General features: G+C 67.7%; 13 protein-coding genes. 10 read left to right on the top strand and 3 right to left on the bottom strand.

Annotation, left to right across the window (positions count from 1 at the left end):
* Positions 1 to 141: 141 nt before the first annotated feature.
* On the top strand, positions 142 to 1,599 hold the full coding sequence (locus IEW34_RS09475; RefSeq protein WP_188608922.1) for an amidase: 1,458 nt from the start codon (positions 142 to 144) through the stop codon (positions 1,597 to 1,599).
* Between the two features lie 7 nt (positions 1,600 to 1,606).
* Positions 1,607 to 2,971 carry an aspartate aminotransferase family protein gene (locus IEW34_RS09480; RefSeq protein WP_188608923.1) on the top strand — a complete coding sequence of 455 codons (1,365 nt, stop codon included), beginning with the start codon at positions 1,607 to 1,609 and terminating at the stop codon, positions 2,969 to 2,971.
* A gap of 514 nt (positions 2,972 to 3,485) precedes the next feature.
* On the opposite strand, the gene IEW34_RS09485 is transcribed toward IEW34_RS09480, so the two are convergent.
* Together IEW34_RS09485 and IEW34_RS09490 are read right to left on the bottom strand one after the other, a co-directional pair.
* On the bottom strand, positions 3,486 to 4,502 hold the full coding sequence (locus tag IEW34_RS09485; protein WP_244641893.1) for an alpha/beta fold hydrolase: 1,017 nt from the start codon (positions 4,500 to 4,502) through the stop codon (positions 3,486 to 3,488).
* Between the two features lie 23 nt (positions 4,503 to 4,525).
* Positions 4,526 to 4,990 (bottom strand): hypothetical protein, encoded by a 465-nt coding sequence (locus IEW34_RS09490; RefSeq protein WP_188608924.1) that lies wholly within the window; start codon positions 4,988 to 4,990, stop codon positions 4,526 to 4,528.
* 142 nt (positions 4,991 to 5,132) lie between these two features.
* Between IEW34_RS09490 and IEW34_RS09495 the strand changes: the two genes are divergently transcribed.
* The 8 genes from IEW34_RS09495 to IEW34_RS09530 all read left to right on the top strand — a co-directional run bounded on the left by IEW34_RS09495 (position 5,133) and on the right by IEW34_RS09530 (position 14,883).
* Positions 5,133 to 5,525 carry a YciI family protein gene (locus tag IEW34_RS09495; protein ID WP_188608925.1) on the top strand — a complete coding sequence of 131 codons (393 nt, stop codon included), beginning with the start codon at positions 5,133 to 5,135 and terminating at the stop codon, positions 5,523 to 5,525.
* Between the two features lie 558 nt (positions 5,526 to 6,083).
* Complete coding sequence (locus tag IEW34_RS09500; RefSeq protein ID WP_188608926.1) at positions 6,084 to 7,037, top strand: ABC transporter permease; 954 nt, start codon at positions 6,084 to 6,086, stop codon at positions 7,035 to 7,037.
* On the top strand, positions 7,034 to 7,930 hold the full coding sequence (locus IEW34_RS09505; RefSeq protein ID WP_188608927.1) for an ABC transporter permease: 897 nt from the start codon (positions 7,034 to 7,036) through the stop codon (positions 7,928 to 7,930). Before IEW34_RS09500 ends, IEW34_RS09505 begins: the two co-directional genes overlap by 4 nt.
* A 160-nt stretch (positions 7,931 to 8,090) precedes the next feature.
* The gene (locus tag IEW34_RS09510; protein ID WP_188608928.1) at positions 8,091 to 9,803 is read left to right on the top strand and encodes an ABC transporter substrate-binding protein; all 1,713 of its coding nucleotides are present in this window, start codon (positions 8,091 to 8,093) and stop codon (positions 9,801 to 9,803) included.
* Between the two features lie 102 nt (positions 9,804 to 9,905).
* On the top strand, positions 9,906 to 11,618 hold the full coding sequence (locus tag IEW34_RS09515) for an ABC transporter substrate-binding protein (RefSeq protein ID WP_188608929.1): 1,713 nt from the start codon (positions 9,906 to 9,908) through the stop codon (positions 11,616 to 11,618).
* On the top strand, positions 11,615 to 12,634 hold the full coding sequence (locus IEW34_RS09520; protein WP_244641894.1) for an ABC transporter ATP-binding protein: 1,020 nt from the start codon (positions 11,615 to 11,617) through the stop codon (positions 12,632 to 12,634). Before IEW34_RS09515 ends, IEW34_RS09520 begins: the two co-directional genes overlap by 4 nt.
* Before the next feature lie 3 nt (positions 12,635 to 12,637).
* Complete coding sequence (locus IEW34_RS09525; RefSeq protein ID WP_188608930.1) at positions 12,638 to 13,627, top strand: ABC transporter ATP-binding protein; 990 nt, start codon at positions 12,638 to 12,640, stop codon at positions 13,625 to 13,627.
* On the top strand, positions 13,627 to 14,883 hold the full coding sequence (locus IEW34_RS09530) for a TetR/AcrR family transcriptional regulator (RefSeq protein ID WP_188608931.1): 1,257 nt from the start codon (positions 13,627 to 13,629) through the stop codon (positions 14,881 to 14,883). The genes IEW34_RS09525 and IEW34_RS09530 overlap by 1 nt, the downstream gene beginning before the upstream one ends.
* A gap of 80 nt (positions 14,884 to 14,963) precedes the next feature.
* On the opposite strand, the gene IEW34_RS09535 is transcribed toward IEW34_RS09530, so the two are convergent.
* A complete protein-coding gene (locus IEW34_RS09535; RefSeq protein ID WP_188608932.1) occupies positions 14,964 to 15,869 on the bottom strand; it encodes a LysR family transcriptional regulator in 906 nt (301 codons plus the stop codon).
* Between the last annotated feature and the right edge of the window lie 95 nt (positions 15,870 to 15,964).

Here is a 15,964-nt window from a genome sequence, read left to right on the forward strand (position 1 = left end):
CGGCGACCGGCGGTCGTCCGCTCCGTTGCACCGTGCAGCTACATAGTCATACCCAGTGCCGAATCCATCCGCCGCGCTGATGCTTTTGCGGGCACGTCGGTCCCGGTGTATCCATGAGCACGGTGCACGGTGGAGGCGAGCATGGACCTGTTGACCCAATCGGCCCGAGCCCAGCTGGCAGCTCTCGAGGCCGGAGCCACCTCGGCCGTCGAGCTGCTGGACCTGACGCTGGCGCGGATCGCGGCGGTGAACCCAGCCCTCAACGCCGTCGTCGCGCTCGACGCGGCCGCCGCGCGGGCGGCCGCGCAGGCGAGCGACGCCCGGCGGCGCGCCGGCACGGCCGGTGCGCTCGAGGGCCTGCCGATCACCGTCAAGGACGCCTATTCGACGCAAGGGCTGGTCTCCACCGGCGGGGCGCCGGCCTATCGCGACCGCATCCCCGAGGCCGATGCGGCCGCCGTGGCGCGCCTGCGCAGCGCCGGCGCCGTGATCGTCGGCAAGACCAACGTTCCGCTGTTCTCGGGCGATTTCCAATCCTTCAACGCCGTCTACGGCGCCACCAACAATCCCTGGGACGTGAGCCGCACGCCCGGCGGCTCCTCCGGCGGCGCGGCCGCGGCGGTCGCCACCGGCATGGCGTCCTTCGAGCTCGGCTCCGACATCGGCGGCTCCATCCGCTGGCCGGCGCACGCCTGCGGCCTCTATGGGCTCAAGACCACCTGGGGGCTCGTTTCCCTGCGCGGGCATGTGCCGCCGCCACCCGGCGTGGATGCGGAGAACGACCTGGGTGTCGCCGGCCCCCTCGCCCGCTCCGCGGCCGACCTCGACCTGATCCTCGCAGTGATCGCGGGGCCGCCCGCGCTCGACGGCGTCAAGCCGCAGCTCGCGCCGCCCCGGGCCAGCGAGCCCAAGGAGCTGCGCCTGGCGCTCTGGCTCGACGAGCCGATGGCGCCGGTTTCACGGGCCGTGGCCGATGCGGTGAGCGAGGCCGCCCGCCTGCTGGCCGGCGCCGGCGCCACCGTCGAGGCGACGGCGCGGCCCGCCTTCGCCTTTGCCGAGGCGTTCGAGGTCTATGCGCTGATGAACCACGCCATCACGGTCGCCGGGCTGCCGGAGAAGGTGCGGGAGCGTCTTGCCGCAGATGCTGCCGCCTATGCACCCGGCGACCTCGCCCACAAGGCGCTGCAGGCACGCGGTGCCCTGGTCGGCGCCGCCGAGTGGGCGGCCCTCAGAGCTCGCCGCGACGCGCTCAAGCGCGCCTGGGAGGCGTTCTTCGACACCTACGACGCGGTGCTGATGCCGCCTGCCCCGGTCGCCGCCATCCACCATGACCACGGCCGCGACATCCATGGCCGCAGCCTCGACCTCGGCGACGGCGCCACCCTGCCCTATTTCGATTTCCTCAAGTGGTCGTCGCTCGCCACCGTGGCGCAGCTGCCCGCCGCGGTGGCGCCGGTGCTGCACTCGCCCGGCGGACTGCCGGCCGGCGTGCAGATCGTCGCCGCCGAGGGCGCCGACCGCACCGCCGTCGCCGTCGCCGGCATGCTCGAATCCCTGACCGGTGGCTTCGTGCCGCCGCCCCTCGTCACCCGGTTGTGAGGACGCCATGCTCAGCAATCTCGCCGTCCGCGACGTCGAAACGCTCGTCCACCCCTACACCAATCTGGCGACCTTCCGCGAGCAGGGCCCGCTCGTCATCGAACGCGGCGAAGGCATTTACGTCTACGACACGGCGGGCAAGCCCTACATCGAAGGGCTCGCCGGCCTATGGTGCACCTCGCTCGGCTTCGCCAACGCCGAGCTCGTGGAAGCGGCCCGCGAGCAGATGGCCAAGCTGCCCTTCTCGCAGATTTTCGCCGGCCGCAGCCATGACCCGGCCATCGCGCTCGGCGAGAAGCTGAAGGAGATTGCCCCGGCGGCCATCTCCAAGGTGTTCTTCTGCTCGTCGGGCTCGGAGGCCAACGACACCCAGGTGAAGCTCGTCTGGTACATGAACAACGCGCTCGGACGCCCGGCGAAGAAGAAGATCATCTCGCGTATCAAGGCCTACCACGGCGTCACCATCGCCAGCGCCTCACTCACCGGCCTCACCGCCAATCATGCCGATTTCGACCTGCCGATCGCCAACATCCTGCACACCGCCTGTCCGCACCACTACCGCTTCGCCGAGGCCGGCGAGAGCGAGGAGGCGTTCGCCACGCGCCTGGCGGCAGAGCTGGAGGAGATGATCCTGCGCGAGGGGCCGGAGACGGTTGCCGCCTTCATCGCCGAGCCGGTGATGGGCGCCGGCGGCGTCATCGTGCCGCCCAGGACCTACTTCCCGAAGATCCAGGCCGTGCTGGAGCGCTACGACGTGATGATGATCGCCGACGAGGTGATCTGCGGTTTCGGCCGCCTCGGCACCCTGTTCGGCTCGACGGCGCTCGACATCAGGCCCGACAGCATCTCGGTCGCCAAGGCCCTGTCGTCCGCCTACCTGCCCATCGGCGCCGTGATGATCCCCGAGCGCATGTACCAGGCGATGCTGGACGAGAGCCGCAAGATCGGCACCTTCGGCCACGGCTACACGTATTCGGGCCATCCGGTGGCGGCGGCGGTGGCGCTGAAGACGCTGGAAATCTATGAGCGCGACGACATCGTCGGCCACGCGGCACGGGTCGCCGTGCCGTTTCAGCGGCGCCTGAAGGCGCTGGCCGAGCACCCGCTGATCGGCGAGGCGCGCGGCATGGGTCTGGTGGGCGCACTGGAGATCGTCGCCGACAAGGCGAGCAAGGCGCCCTACCCGACGGCCAAGGGCGTCGGTGCCCGCTGCACCGCGCTGGCGCTTGAGGAGGGCCTGATCGTCCGCAACCTCGGCGACTCCGTGGCGCTCTGCCCGCCGCTGATCATCACCGAGGCGCAGGTCGACGACATGTTCGACCGCCTGACCCGGGCACTCGACGGAACCCGGGATTGGATCGCGGCGGGGTGAAGGGCCGCCGACGCCAAGTTCCGCGTCGCCACCCTCAGTTGCTCGGCTGCGCCGTCGTCGGCGCCGCAACCACCGCTGTCGGGGAGCCGGATCGGCCAGCGCCGCCGACAGCATCTCCGTCTGCGCCACCCTGCGGTCGATCTCGCGCATCCTAAAATGCGTTGCCGGCCCGCTGGCAGCGCCGACCTCCGGCACGGCGGGGCGCAGCGCCGCAAACCCAGGCGGTCCCACGGGCCGCCCCTCGCCGATCTCGCCGAGCGCCGCGGCCAGCTGCATCCGGACCTGCGTCAAGGCGATCGGAGCGGGTGCCGGCGCAGCCAGGCGCACCGCGTTGAGGCTCAGCATGAGCCGCTGCCGGGCGCTACGAGCATTTCTCTCCATTGGATGGCCTCATCCAACGGCAAAATACTCGCTAGAGCATTTCCGCGTTTCTTCGAATCGCCGAAATGCTCTATCTGTTTGATTTGTCGCGTTTTCTTCACGCGAACCGGCGTCCACTTCGCTCGAAAACGCTCTAGGCCCGCGTGCCGCGATCGGGACCTGCGCCGCCGCAGCCAGCCAATCCGCGCTGCGCGGCTGCCATGCCCGCGGCTTCGTCGATCGCCGCCATCACCTGGGCCGTCGCAGTGTGGTGGACCATATGGCCGGCGCCCGGCAGGCGCCGCAGCCGGCTGCCGGGCACGTCGTGGTGCAGGCGCACCGCGTGGCTGTCGACGCCGACGAGGAGGTCGCCCTCGCCCGCGACGATGACGACGGGCACGGCGAGGCCTCCGTAGCGCCGCCGCGCCGCGGCCGCGGCCTGGATCACCAGGAACGACTCGGCCGCCATGGCGTGCAATTGGGAGGGGCGGAGCGCCAGCTCCTTCGGGAAGGCGGCGAACGTCGCCGGCACGGTCACCTGTCCGAAGATCCGCCCCACGATCGAACGCCAGAGGACGCGGCAGAGCACGGGAACGACGCTCGCGCTGAGCACATCGCCGACGATGGGAACGGCCGGGATCGATGCCCCGAGGGCATCGGGCCGGAACGTCGGATAGTAGTAGCCGCAGGCCAGCACCAGGCTGCGGACCAGCGGGGGATGGGCGAGCGCCAGCCGGATGGCGACGCTCGCTCCCCAGGAATGGCCGAGCACGATCGCTCGCTCGATCCCCAGCTCCCGCAACGCAGCAGCGATGAGCTCGGCCTGGGCGGCCGCCGTCCAGATGCGGCCGCGTGGCCGCGTGCTGTGGCCGAAGCCCGGCCGGTCGAAGGCCACGACCCGGTAGCGCGCCGCTGCCAGATCGAGCAGGCCGCTCGCGGCGAAATCCGCAAGCATCGCGCCGTTGCCGTGCAGCAGCACCAGGGGCTGGCCGGTGCCGCACTCCACATAGTGGAGCCTGACGCCGCCCACCGTGATGAAGCGACCGACGGGCGGATGGCGGCGCTCGGCCCGGCGGGCCAGCCAGGCATGGACCACGGCCGACATCGCGACGACCGCAGCCGCAGTCCCGATGATGCGCGCCGCGCGCCGGTCCGGCACACGAGTGGACAATGCTCAGTTCCTCCCCCGGCGCATCAGGCGCAGGAGATATCATCGCCGCCGGAGGGCTCCCGCGCTACCCCGGCGCCGGCGTCAGCTCCTCGCGCGCGAAACATGCGGCCGACGTGGCGTCGCCCCTCCGCAACAGGCCCTGGCCGATCCATCACCAGCGTCCGCGGCCCAGCGGTGCGGGGCCGCGCCAGTTCGGCTGAGATCTCGCTCCAGATCCAACCGAAGGCAGCGATGGCGACAAGGTGCAGCAGCAGCGCCAGCGGCACCGACCGTCGCCAGATCGACAACACCGTGGCCGGCAGGGTGAGGCAAGCCCAGATCATCGTCATCGGCACCAGCGCGACAAGCTCCATCCCGTCGCCCATCGGGTTGGCGGTTCGGCCGATCACCACGAAGGTGTAGATCCAGAAGGCGGTCTGAAGGCCTCCGGCAACCAGCGACAGGATTTGAATGCGTGTGGTGCCCATGGCGACGGCTCGGCTGGGCACGTGGCCCCTTGCAGCCTTACTGTGGAACCGATCGACGCCGCGCACCGTGCGGCCCGGCACGGGGGCGCGTGCCGTCGGCAGCCGGCCCCTTCGGTCGTCTTCAGGGACATGCCCCCGTCCCGCACGAAAAGAGGTGACATCGATGCTCTACGCCATCCTGGCCTATCACGTGGAGGAGGTGGTCGCCTCCTGGACCGCAGAGGAGGACGCGGCGGTGATGACCGGCCTGCTCGCGGTCCATGACCGAATGAACGCGGACCAGGTGCTCGGGCCCGCCGCCCGGCTCGGCCCAACCGGCAAGGCCTGCACGCTGCGGGGGGTCGGCTCCGGCGTGGTGATCGACGGCCCCTTTGCCGAGACCAAGGAGCAACTCCTGGGCCTCTACGTGGTTGATCGCCCGACGCGCGAGGCGGCCGTCGAGGCCGCGCGCGAACTGCGCCGTGCCAACCCCACCGCGGTCTACGAGATCCGTCCCATCCAGCTCTACCTGCCGGGCGCGTCCTTTCCGGAGACAGAGGCTCCGGGCGACGGCTAGAACGCTTCGCGCTTGGGTGGAATCACCCGAGCGCGAAGGAAGCGCCGCAGCCTCCGTGGGTTGGTGTGTGTGGGTGATCATCCAAGGGCGAAAGCACCCTGGGCCGGCGCGCAACGGCCTCGGCCATAAGCCCCGATAGGCACCCGCAGGGGGCGCGGAACGCGCGCGGGCGTGGTCCTGCGCCCCGGCTACGCGGTTTTTCGTAATTCCGGTATGGCCACGATGCAGCCTTGATCGTCTGACGAGCCGCTTGCAAGCGGCACATCTGATGGTAAGCTTCCGCCGAAGCGTCGATCCTGCCGTAGATCCTCGAAAACGGGGTACGGCAGCTCGGGCGGCCGTCAGGGCGCCGTCGACGCTGACAGGAGGAAATGCATTGAGGCACCGGGCTTGCGCCCGCGGTGGCGTCGCGTTGTCGCGCCGCCCTGCGGTCAACGTATCTCTAGCGGCTCAGACGGTATCATCCGAATGGCGAGAGACACGCCGCGTTCTTGAAGCCGGAACGCTTCCCGATCGGGCGATGCGCGCCGATCGGGAAGCGCTCTAGGGGCCGGCGCCATGCGGGCCTACGTCGTCCGCCGCTTGCTGGCACTCATCCCGACACTGCTGTTCGTCAGCATCATCGTCTTCGTCACGGTTCGCCTGATCCCGGGCGACGTGATCGACATGATGCTCACCCAGAACGACCTGTCCGCCGACAAGCCGAGCCGGGAGCAACTGGTCCAGGCGCTCGGGCTAGACCGGCCGATGCCCGAGCAGTACCTGCGTTGGCTCGGCGGCATCCTCCAGGGCGATTTCGGGCGATCGCTGTGGCAGTCGACGCCGGTCCTGGACGAGCTCATGCACCGTCTGCCCGTGACCTTCGAGCTGGGGCTGCTGGCGCTCATCGTCGGTCTCGTGATCGCCATGCCGATCGGCATCTACTCTGCGGTCCGCCAGGACACGGCCGGCGATATCGCGGCACGGTCGTTCTCGATCCTGCTGCTGTCGGTGCCGAGCTTCTGGCTGGGCACCATGGTGACGGTGTTCCCCTCGATCTGGTGGGGATGGTCGCCGGAGGTGAACTACGTCCGCTTCACGGACGACCCGATCCAGAACCTCAAGCAGATGATCGTTCCCGCCCTGGTCCTCGGCGCCGCCTTGTCGGCGGTGACGATGCGCATGACCCGCACGATGATGCTCGAGGTGCTTCGCCAGGACTACATCCGCACCGCCTGGGCCAAGGGCCTGCCCGGCCGCCTCGTGGTCATGCGCCACGCCCTGCGTAATGCACTCATCCCCGTCGTGACGCTGGTCGGCCTGCAGGCGCCGCTGCTGATCGGGGGCGCCGTGATCATCGAGCAGATCTTCGTCATCCCCGGCATGGGGCTGCTGCTGCTCGAAGCCGTGAACCAGCGCGACTATCCGATCGTCACCGGCGTGTTCCTCGTGGTGGGCCTCGCTGTGATGCTGATCAACCTGGCCGTCGACTTGAGCTACGGCATGCTCGACCCGCGCGTGAGGCACAGATGAGCGCCGTCTCCGACATTGCGGTCACCGCTTCCGCCCCACCCCGCCATCCGGTCGCGCAATTCCTGCGGCGGCTCGTGCGCGAGAAACCGTTCGGCGCCGCGGCCGGCGTGGTCTTCGTGCTCTTCCTCCTGTGCGGCATCTTCGCCGACGTGCTGGCGCCCTACGGCTACAACCAGATCAGTCCGATCCAGCGGCTGAAGCCGCCGTCTTGGGCGTACCCCTTCGGTACCGACAACCTCGGCCGCGACCTCCTGTCCCGGTGCCTCTACGGCGCCCAGCTGTCGGTGATCATCGGGCTCTCGGCAGCGGCTCTGGCGACCGTCATCTCGGTCCTGATCGGCACGCTCACCGGCTATCTCGGCGGCCGCTTCGACATGATCACCCAGCGCTTCGTCGATGCCTACATGTCGTTTCCCGAGCTCATCATCCTGATCACGGTGGTGTCGGTGGTCGGCCCGGGGATGCCGCAGATCATCGTTATCCTGAGCCTCATCCTGGGCATCTCCGGCTCCCGCATCATCCGCGGCGCCGTGATCTCCGTACGCGAGCACATGTATGTCCACGCGGCCCAGTCGATCGGCGCTTCGACCGGCCGCATTCTCTGGCGGCACATCCTGCCGAACATCATGCCGCCGATCATCGTGCTCTTCACCACGCGCGTCGGCACGGTGATCCTGGCGGAGTCGGGCCTGTCGTTCCTCGGCCTCGGCGTGCCGCCCCCGGCGCCGACCTGGGGTGGCCTGCTCTCCGGCAGCGGCCGCACCTACATGTTTCAAGGGCCTTGGCTCGCCCTCGCCCCGGGCCTGTGCCTGACGAGCGTCATCTTCGCCACCAACGTCTTCGGCGACGCGCTCAGGGACCTGCTCGACCCACGCATGCGCGGCACACGCTGATGGACGGGATGCGCCCACGGCGGGGACAGGTTTCGCGCCGGCGCGACGGGCGCGGGGGGCGGCGTGGAGGACAGCTGCCGGCCGCGCCTGGCCAGGGCCCGAGCGCTGCACCGCCGCAATCCGAGCGCGCGTTGAGAACACGACAAAGCGGGAGGAAGCGATGAGGACTGGGCACGGGATCGCCACGCGGTTGCGCGGCTTTGCTTTGGCAGGCGCCCTCGCCTGCCTGCCGCCGGTCGCCGCCGCGCAGACGGAGAAGCCACCGCAATATGGCGGAGCCCTGAACATCGGGCTGGTCTACCTCACCCTGTCGCCCCTGTCCTGGGATCCGGCGGACTGGCCATGGAAGCATTCGCAGGACACCGGGCTCGTCTACGAGCATCTGTTCGCCGCCGATCTCAGCAAATCGAAGCGCAACGGCGGCCCCTACCCCTTCATCGCCGATGCGTGGCTGCCGTCCGACGCCATTCGCGGCGAGCTGGCCGAGAGCTGGCAATGGAAGGACAATCCTCTCCGGGTGGAGATCAAGCTGCGGCCGGGCGTGATGTTCCCCGACAAGCCCGGCGTGATGGCCTCGCGCGAGCTGGTCGCCGACGATGTCGTGGAGAGCTTCAACAGGCTCAGCAACAGCCCGAAGAAGGTCGCGGGCTACTTCGACCATGTCCAGAAGGCGGAAGCGACCGACAAGCGTACCGTCGTCTTCACCTTCAACAGCTATAACGCCGAATGGGACTATCGCTTCGGCTGGGGCTACTATTCCGCCATTGTCCCGAAAGAGGTGTTCGAGGCCGGCGCCGGCAATTGGCGCAATGTCAATGGCACGGGGCCGTTCCGCCTGACCGACTACGTGCAGGGCAACGCCGTAACCTTCTCCAAGAACGACATCTACTGGGACAAGGAAACGATCGACGGACAAGCCTTCAAGCTGCCGTTCGTCGACAAGATCACCTACCGTACCATCAAGGACGAGGCCGCCTTCCTGGCAGCGCTGCGCACCGGCAAGCTCGACATCCTGGAGGGCGTGCGCTGGAGCGCCGTGGACGAACTGAAGAAGAGCGCGCCGAAGCTGCAATGGTCGCGCTGGCTCGATACGGGCGGCACCTTCCTCGCCATGCGCGTCGACAAGAAGCCGTTCGACGACATCCGCGTGCGCCGCGCCCTCAACATGGCCGTGAACAAGCAGGAGATCGTTTCGTCCTATTTCTCAGGTCATGCCGAGCTGTTCGCCTATCCGCAGCATCCCGACTACATCGGCTATTTCGAGCCGCTCGACACGATGCCGGAGCAGGTGAAGGAGCTGTTCGTCTACAACCCCGAAAAGGCCAAGAAGCTGCTGGCCGAGGCCGGCTATCCCAACGGCTTCACCTTCAACGTGCAGGTCTGCTCGTGCTCCGCCGCCCATATGGAGCTGTTGCCGCTGGTGGCTGCCTACCTGGAGCAGGTCGGCGTCAAGGTGGTGATCCAGCCGATGGAATATGGCGCCTTCCTCTCGGCGATGACGACCAAGACCCATGCGGCCGGCTACTTCATGCGCAACGGCCATACCAATCCGACGACGACGATCCGCAAGAGCTTCACCACCGGCCAGCCTTGGAATCCGTCCCAGTACAGCGACCCGGCCTTCGACAAGAAGATGGCCGACGTCTTGCTCGAGCGGGACGAAAGCAAGCGCCAGGCGATGTTGAAGGAGCTGACGCGCACCGCATTGGAGCAGGCGACCTACATCTACCTGCCAACCGGCTACGGCTACACCGCCTGGTGGCCGTGGGTGAAGAACTACGGCGGCGAGCTGCGCGCCGGCGCCGAGCGCCCCGGCCCGATCCATGCGCGTATCTGGATCGATCAGGAGATGAAGAAGACGATGGGTTATTGAGCGCGCCGGTCGAGCCGACCGAAAGCGAGGCGCTGCCGGCGTCATGCCCGCATCAAGCCCGGCCATGACGGGGGTAAGACACAATAATATGGGGAGGGAACGATGAGCATTGGACGAGGAATCGGCAGGCCGTTGCGCAGCATTGCCGCCGCAGCGGCGCTCGCCTGCCTGCTGCCGTCGGTGGCCGGCGCGCAGGCCGAGAAGCCCCCGCAATACGGTGGCACGCTCAACATTGGCCCGATCTACCTCACCCTCTCGCCGCTGTCGTGGGATCCGGTCGACTGGCCATGGAAGTTCTCGCAGGACACGGCGCTCGTCTACGAGCAGCTCTTCGTCGCCGACCTCAGCAAATCCAAGCGCAACGGCGGCCCCTATCCCTTCGTCGCCGATGCGTGGCTGCCAGCCGATGCCATTCGCGGCGAGCTGGCCGAGAGCTGGAAATGGACGGATCCGCTCCGGATGGAGATCAAGCTGCGCCAGGGCGTGATGTTCCCCGACAAGCCCGGCGTCATGGCCTCGCGCGAGCTGGTCGCGGACGATGTCGTGGAGAGCTTCAACCGGCTTAACAAAAGCCCCAAACGTGTCGCCGCCTTCTTTGACTATATCAAAAATGTGGAAGCCACCGACAAGCACACGGTCGTTTTCAACTTCAATAACTATAATTCGGAGTGGGACTATCGCTTTGGTTGGGGCTACTACTCCGGGATCGTACCCAAGGAGGTGTTCGAGGCGGGCGCCGGCAACTGGCGCAACGTCAACGGCACGGGGCCGTTCCGGCTCACCGACTACGTGCAGGGCAACGCCGTAACCTTCTCCAAGAACGACATCTACTGGGACAAGGAGACGATCGACGGGCAAGCCTACAAGCTCCCCTTCACCGACAAGATCATTTACCGCACCATCAAGGACGAGGCCGCTTATCTGGCGGCGCTGCGCACCGGCAAGCTCGACATCCTGGAGAGCGTGCGCTGGTCCGCGGTGGACGAGTTGAAGAAGAGCGCACCGAAGCTACAGTGGTCGCGCTGGCTCGATTCCGGCGGCACCTTCCTCGCCATGCGCGTCGACAAGAAGCCGTTCGACGACATCCGCGTGCGCCGCGCCCTCAACATGGCCGTGAACAAGCAGGAGATCATGTCCGCCTTCTATGGGGGTCACGCGGAGCTGTTCGCCTATCCGCAGCATCCCGATTACGTGGGCTACTTCGAGCCGCTCGATAAGATGCCCGAGTCGGTGAAGGAGCTGTTCGTCTATGACCCCGCGAAGGCCAAGAAACTGCTCGCCGAGGCTGGCTATCCCAACGGCTTCACCTTCGATGTGCAGGTCTGCTCGTGCTCGCCGAACCAGCTGGAGCTGCTGCCACTGGTCGCCGCCTACCTGGAGCAGGTGGGCGTCAAGATCAACATCAAGCCGACGGAGGTCGGCGCCTTCATCTCGGCCCTGACGACCAAGACCCATGCGCCCGGCTTCTTCCTGCGCAACGGCCATACCAATCCGACGGCGACGATCCGCAAGAACTTCGTTACGGGGCAGCCCTATAACCCATCGGTTTACTCCGACCCGGCCCTCGATAAGAAGATGGATGGGGTTTACGCCGAGCGCGACGAGAACAAGCGCCAGGAAACGATAAAGGAGCTGACGCGCAACGCGCTGGAGCAAGCGACCTATATCTACCTGCCGACCGGCTACGGCTACACCGCCTGGTGGCCGTGGGTGAAGAACTACGGCGGCGAGCTGCGCGCCGGCGCCGAACGTGCCGGCCCGATCCACGCGCGCATCTGGATCGACCAGGACATGAAGAAGGCGATGGGCTTTTGAACGCGCCGGTCAAACCTGAGCTGTCCGGCACGGACGAGGCTCGAGGGGGCGCGCCGCTGCTCAGCGTGCGCGACCTCGTCACCCGCTTCCGCACCGATCGCGGCGCCGTCACGGCGGTCGATCATGTCTCGTTCGACGTCCGCGCCGGCGAGACCCTGGCCATCGTCGGCGAATCCGGATCGGGCAAGAGCGTCACGGCGCTGTCGATCCTGCGCCTCATCCCGGACCCGCCCGGCTCGATCGAGAGTGGCCAGATCCTGTTCGACGGCCAGGACCTGCTCGGGCTTTCGGAGGCCGAGATTCGCGCCGTGCGCGGCAACCGCATCGCCATGATCTTCCAGGAGCCGATGAGCTCGCTCAATCCGGCGCTCACGGTCGGCATGCAGGTCGGCGAGCCGATCCACCAGCACCGTGGCGCCCCGTGGGCAAAGGTGCTGCGGCAGGCGCGCGACCTTCTGGGGCGGGTCCGCATGTCGGATCCGGACGCGCGCGTCGGCGCCTATCCGCACCAATTTTCGGGCGGCATGCGCCAGCGCGCGATGATCGCCATGGCCCTCGCCTGCGATCCGCAGCTGATCATCGCCGACGAGCCGACGACGGCCCTCGATGTCACCGTCCAGGCCCAGATCCTCGATCTGCTGCAGGACCTGGCGAAGCGGGCCAACTCGGCGCTGATCCTGATCACCCATGACCTCGGCGTCGTCGCCCGCTACGCCGACCGCGTGGTGGTGATGTACGCGGGCCGGGTGGTCGAGACGGCGCCGGCTCGCGAGCTCTATGCGCGGCCGCGGCACCCTTACACGCGCGGGCTGATGGCCTCGGTGCCGCGGCTCGACGGGGACACCGCCAAGCGGCTGGTTCCGATCGAGGGGCAGCCGCCGGACCTCTCGGCCCTGCCGCCGGGTTGTGCCTTCGCGCCGCGCTGCCAGGAGGCCACGGAGACGTGCCGGCTCAGCCGGCCGCCGCTGCGCGCGGTTGGCACGCGGCACCAGGTCGCCTGCACGCTGGAGAACTGATCGATGGCCGAGCCGCTGTTGCGTGTGGACGACCTGAAGGTACACTTCCCCATCGAAGGCGGCATGTTGCTGCGCAAGCAGGTCGGCAGCATCCGCGCCGTCGACGGTGTGTCGCTGACCGTCAACCGCGGCGAGACGCTTGGTCTCGTCGGCGAGAGCGGTTGCGGCAAGTCGACCACGGGCCTCGCGATCATGCGCATGCTGACGCCGACCGGCGGCCGCATCGCCTTCGAGGGGCAGGACATCACCGCCTACGACAAGGCGCAGATGCGCCCGCTGCGCCGGCGCATGCAGATGGTCTACCAGGACCCCTACGGCTCACTCAATCCGCGCATGAAGGTGCGTGACCTGATCGGCGAGCCGCTCGTCGTGCATGGGCTCGCCAGCGATCGCCGCGCCTACGAGGACAAGATCGCCAGCCTGATGCGCACGGTCGGACTGCTGCCCGCGATGGCCGACCGCTATCCTCACGAATTCTCGGGCGGGCAGCGCCAGCGCATCGGCATTGCCCGTGCGCTCGCGCTGGAGCCGAGCCTGATCATCTGCGACGAGCCGGTGTCGGCGCTCGACGTGTCGATCCAGGCGCAGGTGGTCAACGTGTTCGTCGACCTCCAGCAGCGCCTGGGCCTCGCCTATGTGTTCATCGCCCACGATCTCGCCGTGGTCCGCCACGTGAGCGATCGGATCGCCGTGATGTACCTGGGCCGTATCGTGGAGATCGCCAAGCGCGATACCCTCTACCGCTCACCGCAGCATCCCTACACCCAGGCGCTGCTGGCAGCCGTTCCCGTGGCCGATCCGGTCGTCGAAGCCAGCCGCAGCCGAGCGATCGTGTCCGGCGAGGTGCCGAGCGCCACCAAACCCCCGCCGGGCTGCGCGTTCCACACGCGCTGCCCGCACGCTTTCGCGCGCTGCCGAACTGAGCTACCAGCGCTGCGCGACCTCGGCGACGGCCAGGCCGTAGCCTGCCATCTCGATGAAGCGAACGGGTAATGCTGCCGAAGGACGTGGACGACGCCAGGCTCGACGAGCGCAAGCCCGCGCATACGGACAAGTTCATCGCCAAGCGCGCCTCGATCCTCGACGCGGCGGCCCGGCACTTCAACCGGCACGGCCTGAAGGGTGCGACCCTGGCCGATATCGCCGCCAGCGTCGACCTCACGACGAACAGCGTCACCTATTACTACCAGCGCAAGGACGAGCTCATCGCCGCCTGCCTTATGCGCTCGATCGAGGCGGTCGAGACGCTCGCCCGGACCGCGCTCACTGCGCCGGATCCGCAGGCGCGCGTGCGTGCCCTGATCCGCGGCCATGCCGCTCTGCTCGCCGACATCGCGGCCGGCCGCCACGACGACCTCGTCAGCTTCAACGACCTGCGCAGCCTGCGGCCGCCCCTCGCCGACGAGGTGTTCACCGCCTACACCGAGATGTTCCGCAGCGTGCGCCGCGTGCTGCCGAAGGAGGGAACCGACCGGCCGTCACGCAACGCGCGGGCGCATCTGCTGCTTTCGCTGGTGCATTGGATGCGCTGGTGGATCAGGCGCTTCGAGCCGGACGACTACGCCTATGCCGCCGAGCGCATGGGCGACATCATCGTCGGCGGCCTGCTGCGCGGCGGCTGCGGCGCAACGCGTCCTTTGCCCGCGCAGTTGCCCGCGCTGCGCCGGGCCACGGGCGAACGCGCCGTATCCGAGGCGTTCCTGCGGGCGGCCACGCAGCTGGTGAACGAGCAGGGCTTCCGCGGCGCCTCGGTGGAGCGCATCGCGGCGCGCATCAACCTCACCAAGGGCTCCTTCTACCATCACTATGAAAGCAAGGACGAACTGGTCACCGCCTGCTTCGAGCGCACCTTCGAGGTGATCCGCCAGACCCAGCTCGGCGCCGTGGCGGGCCTCACGTCGGACGTCGACCGGCTGCTGGCGGCAGCGCGGGCACTGGTGCTCTACCAGCTGTCAGCGCAGGGCCCGCTCGTGCTGGTGACCGCGGCCAGCGCGCTGCCCGAGGCGCCGCGCGCCGACGCCCGCCGCCGGCTCGACCAGCTCACCGAGCGGTTCGGCGTCTTCATCGTCGACGGCATGCTGGCCGGCGCGATCGCCCCGCTGGAGCCGGCCATCGCCGCCCAGCTCGTGGCCGGCATGATCAACGCCGCCTGCGAGCTCGAGCGCTGGATCCCGGGCGTTAGCGGCGACGAGGCCGTGGAGCTCTACATGCGGCCGCTGTTCGAGGGGATTCTGGCGGGGGGTGGGTAGTGGGCCACGGGTTTCGGGCCGACCGGCAGGCATAACTCCAGAGTGTTGATTTCCAGCACCGGGCAAAGTTGTTTGTCTTGCTATTCCAGATATGGCGTCAGCACATCTTCGATCCATTTCATGAATGCGCGGACCCGGCGCGACAGGTTGCTCCGATGTGCGACGACGAGGGACACGGGGAGCGCCCGGCGACGGAAATCGGGTATGATCTCCACAAGCGCTCCGCTCTCCAGGTATCGGCCAATCCCCAAGAGTGGCGCCTGAATCAGGCCAAGGCCGGCGAGGGCAGCGGCTTCGTAGGTCTGCGCGCTGTTGACGTGTAGCGCACCTGGCAACTGAAGCGTCGCGTAGCTGTCGCCGTCCGGATATTCCCATCCATAGGGTTTTGCGCCCAGCATCGTCGAAAAATGAATTGTCCGATGTTCCTGATGCTGGAGATCTTCTAGCGATCGAGGGACGCCATAGCGCGCCAGATAGGCAGGACTGGCAGCGTTGACCATGCGCAACAGGCCCAGTGGACGGGCAATCAGCGTCTCGTCCCCTATCGGCCCAAGCCGCAATACACAGTCGAACCCCTCTTGAGCCAGATCGACTTGCCGATCCGTACTCGACACCTCCAGCTCCAACTCGGGGTGAGCCGCCATGAAACCCGGCAAGGCCGGCACGATCGTTGTGCGCGCCACCTCGGTCGGAAGATCGACCCGTAAACGCCCGCGAAGTGCCACGCGATCGCCTGCAAACATCGAGTGCAGGTCATCGACTTCAGCAAGCAAATCGCGGGCACGGGCATGAAATGCGCGTCCGTCCTCGGTCAACTGCACGCTGCGCGTCGTCCGGTGCAGGAGCCTGGCACCGACATCTTCTTCCAGCTTGCGGATCGCCGTTGAGGCCCTCCCCTTCTGGATGCCCAGGCTAGCAGCCGCGTGGGTGAAACTCCCCATTTCCGCTACCGTTATGAAGATGAGGAGAGGTTCGAGATTCTGCATTTTCGTGCCTCGTCATTGTTCACCTCAGAGAGAACGGTGAGTTCGCTTTGTCGGTGTTTATCATATCCAGGAGGCACAGTAGGATTCGAAATCGG

This window comes from Chelatococcus reniformis (genome assembly GCF_014640075.1).
GTDB lineage: Bacteria > Pseudomonadota > Alphaproteobacteria > Rhizobiales > Beijerinckiaceae > Camelimonas > Camelimonas reniformis.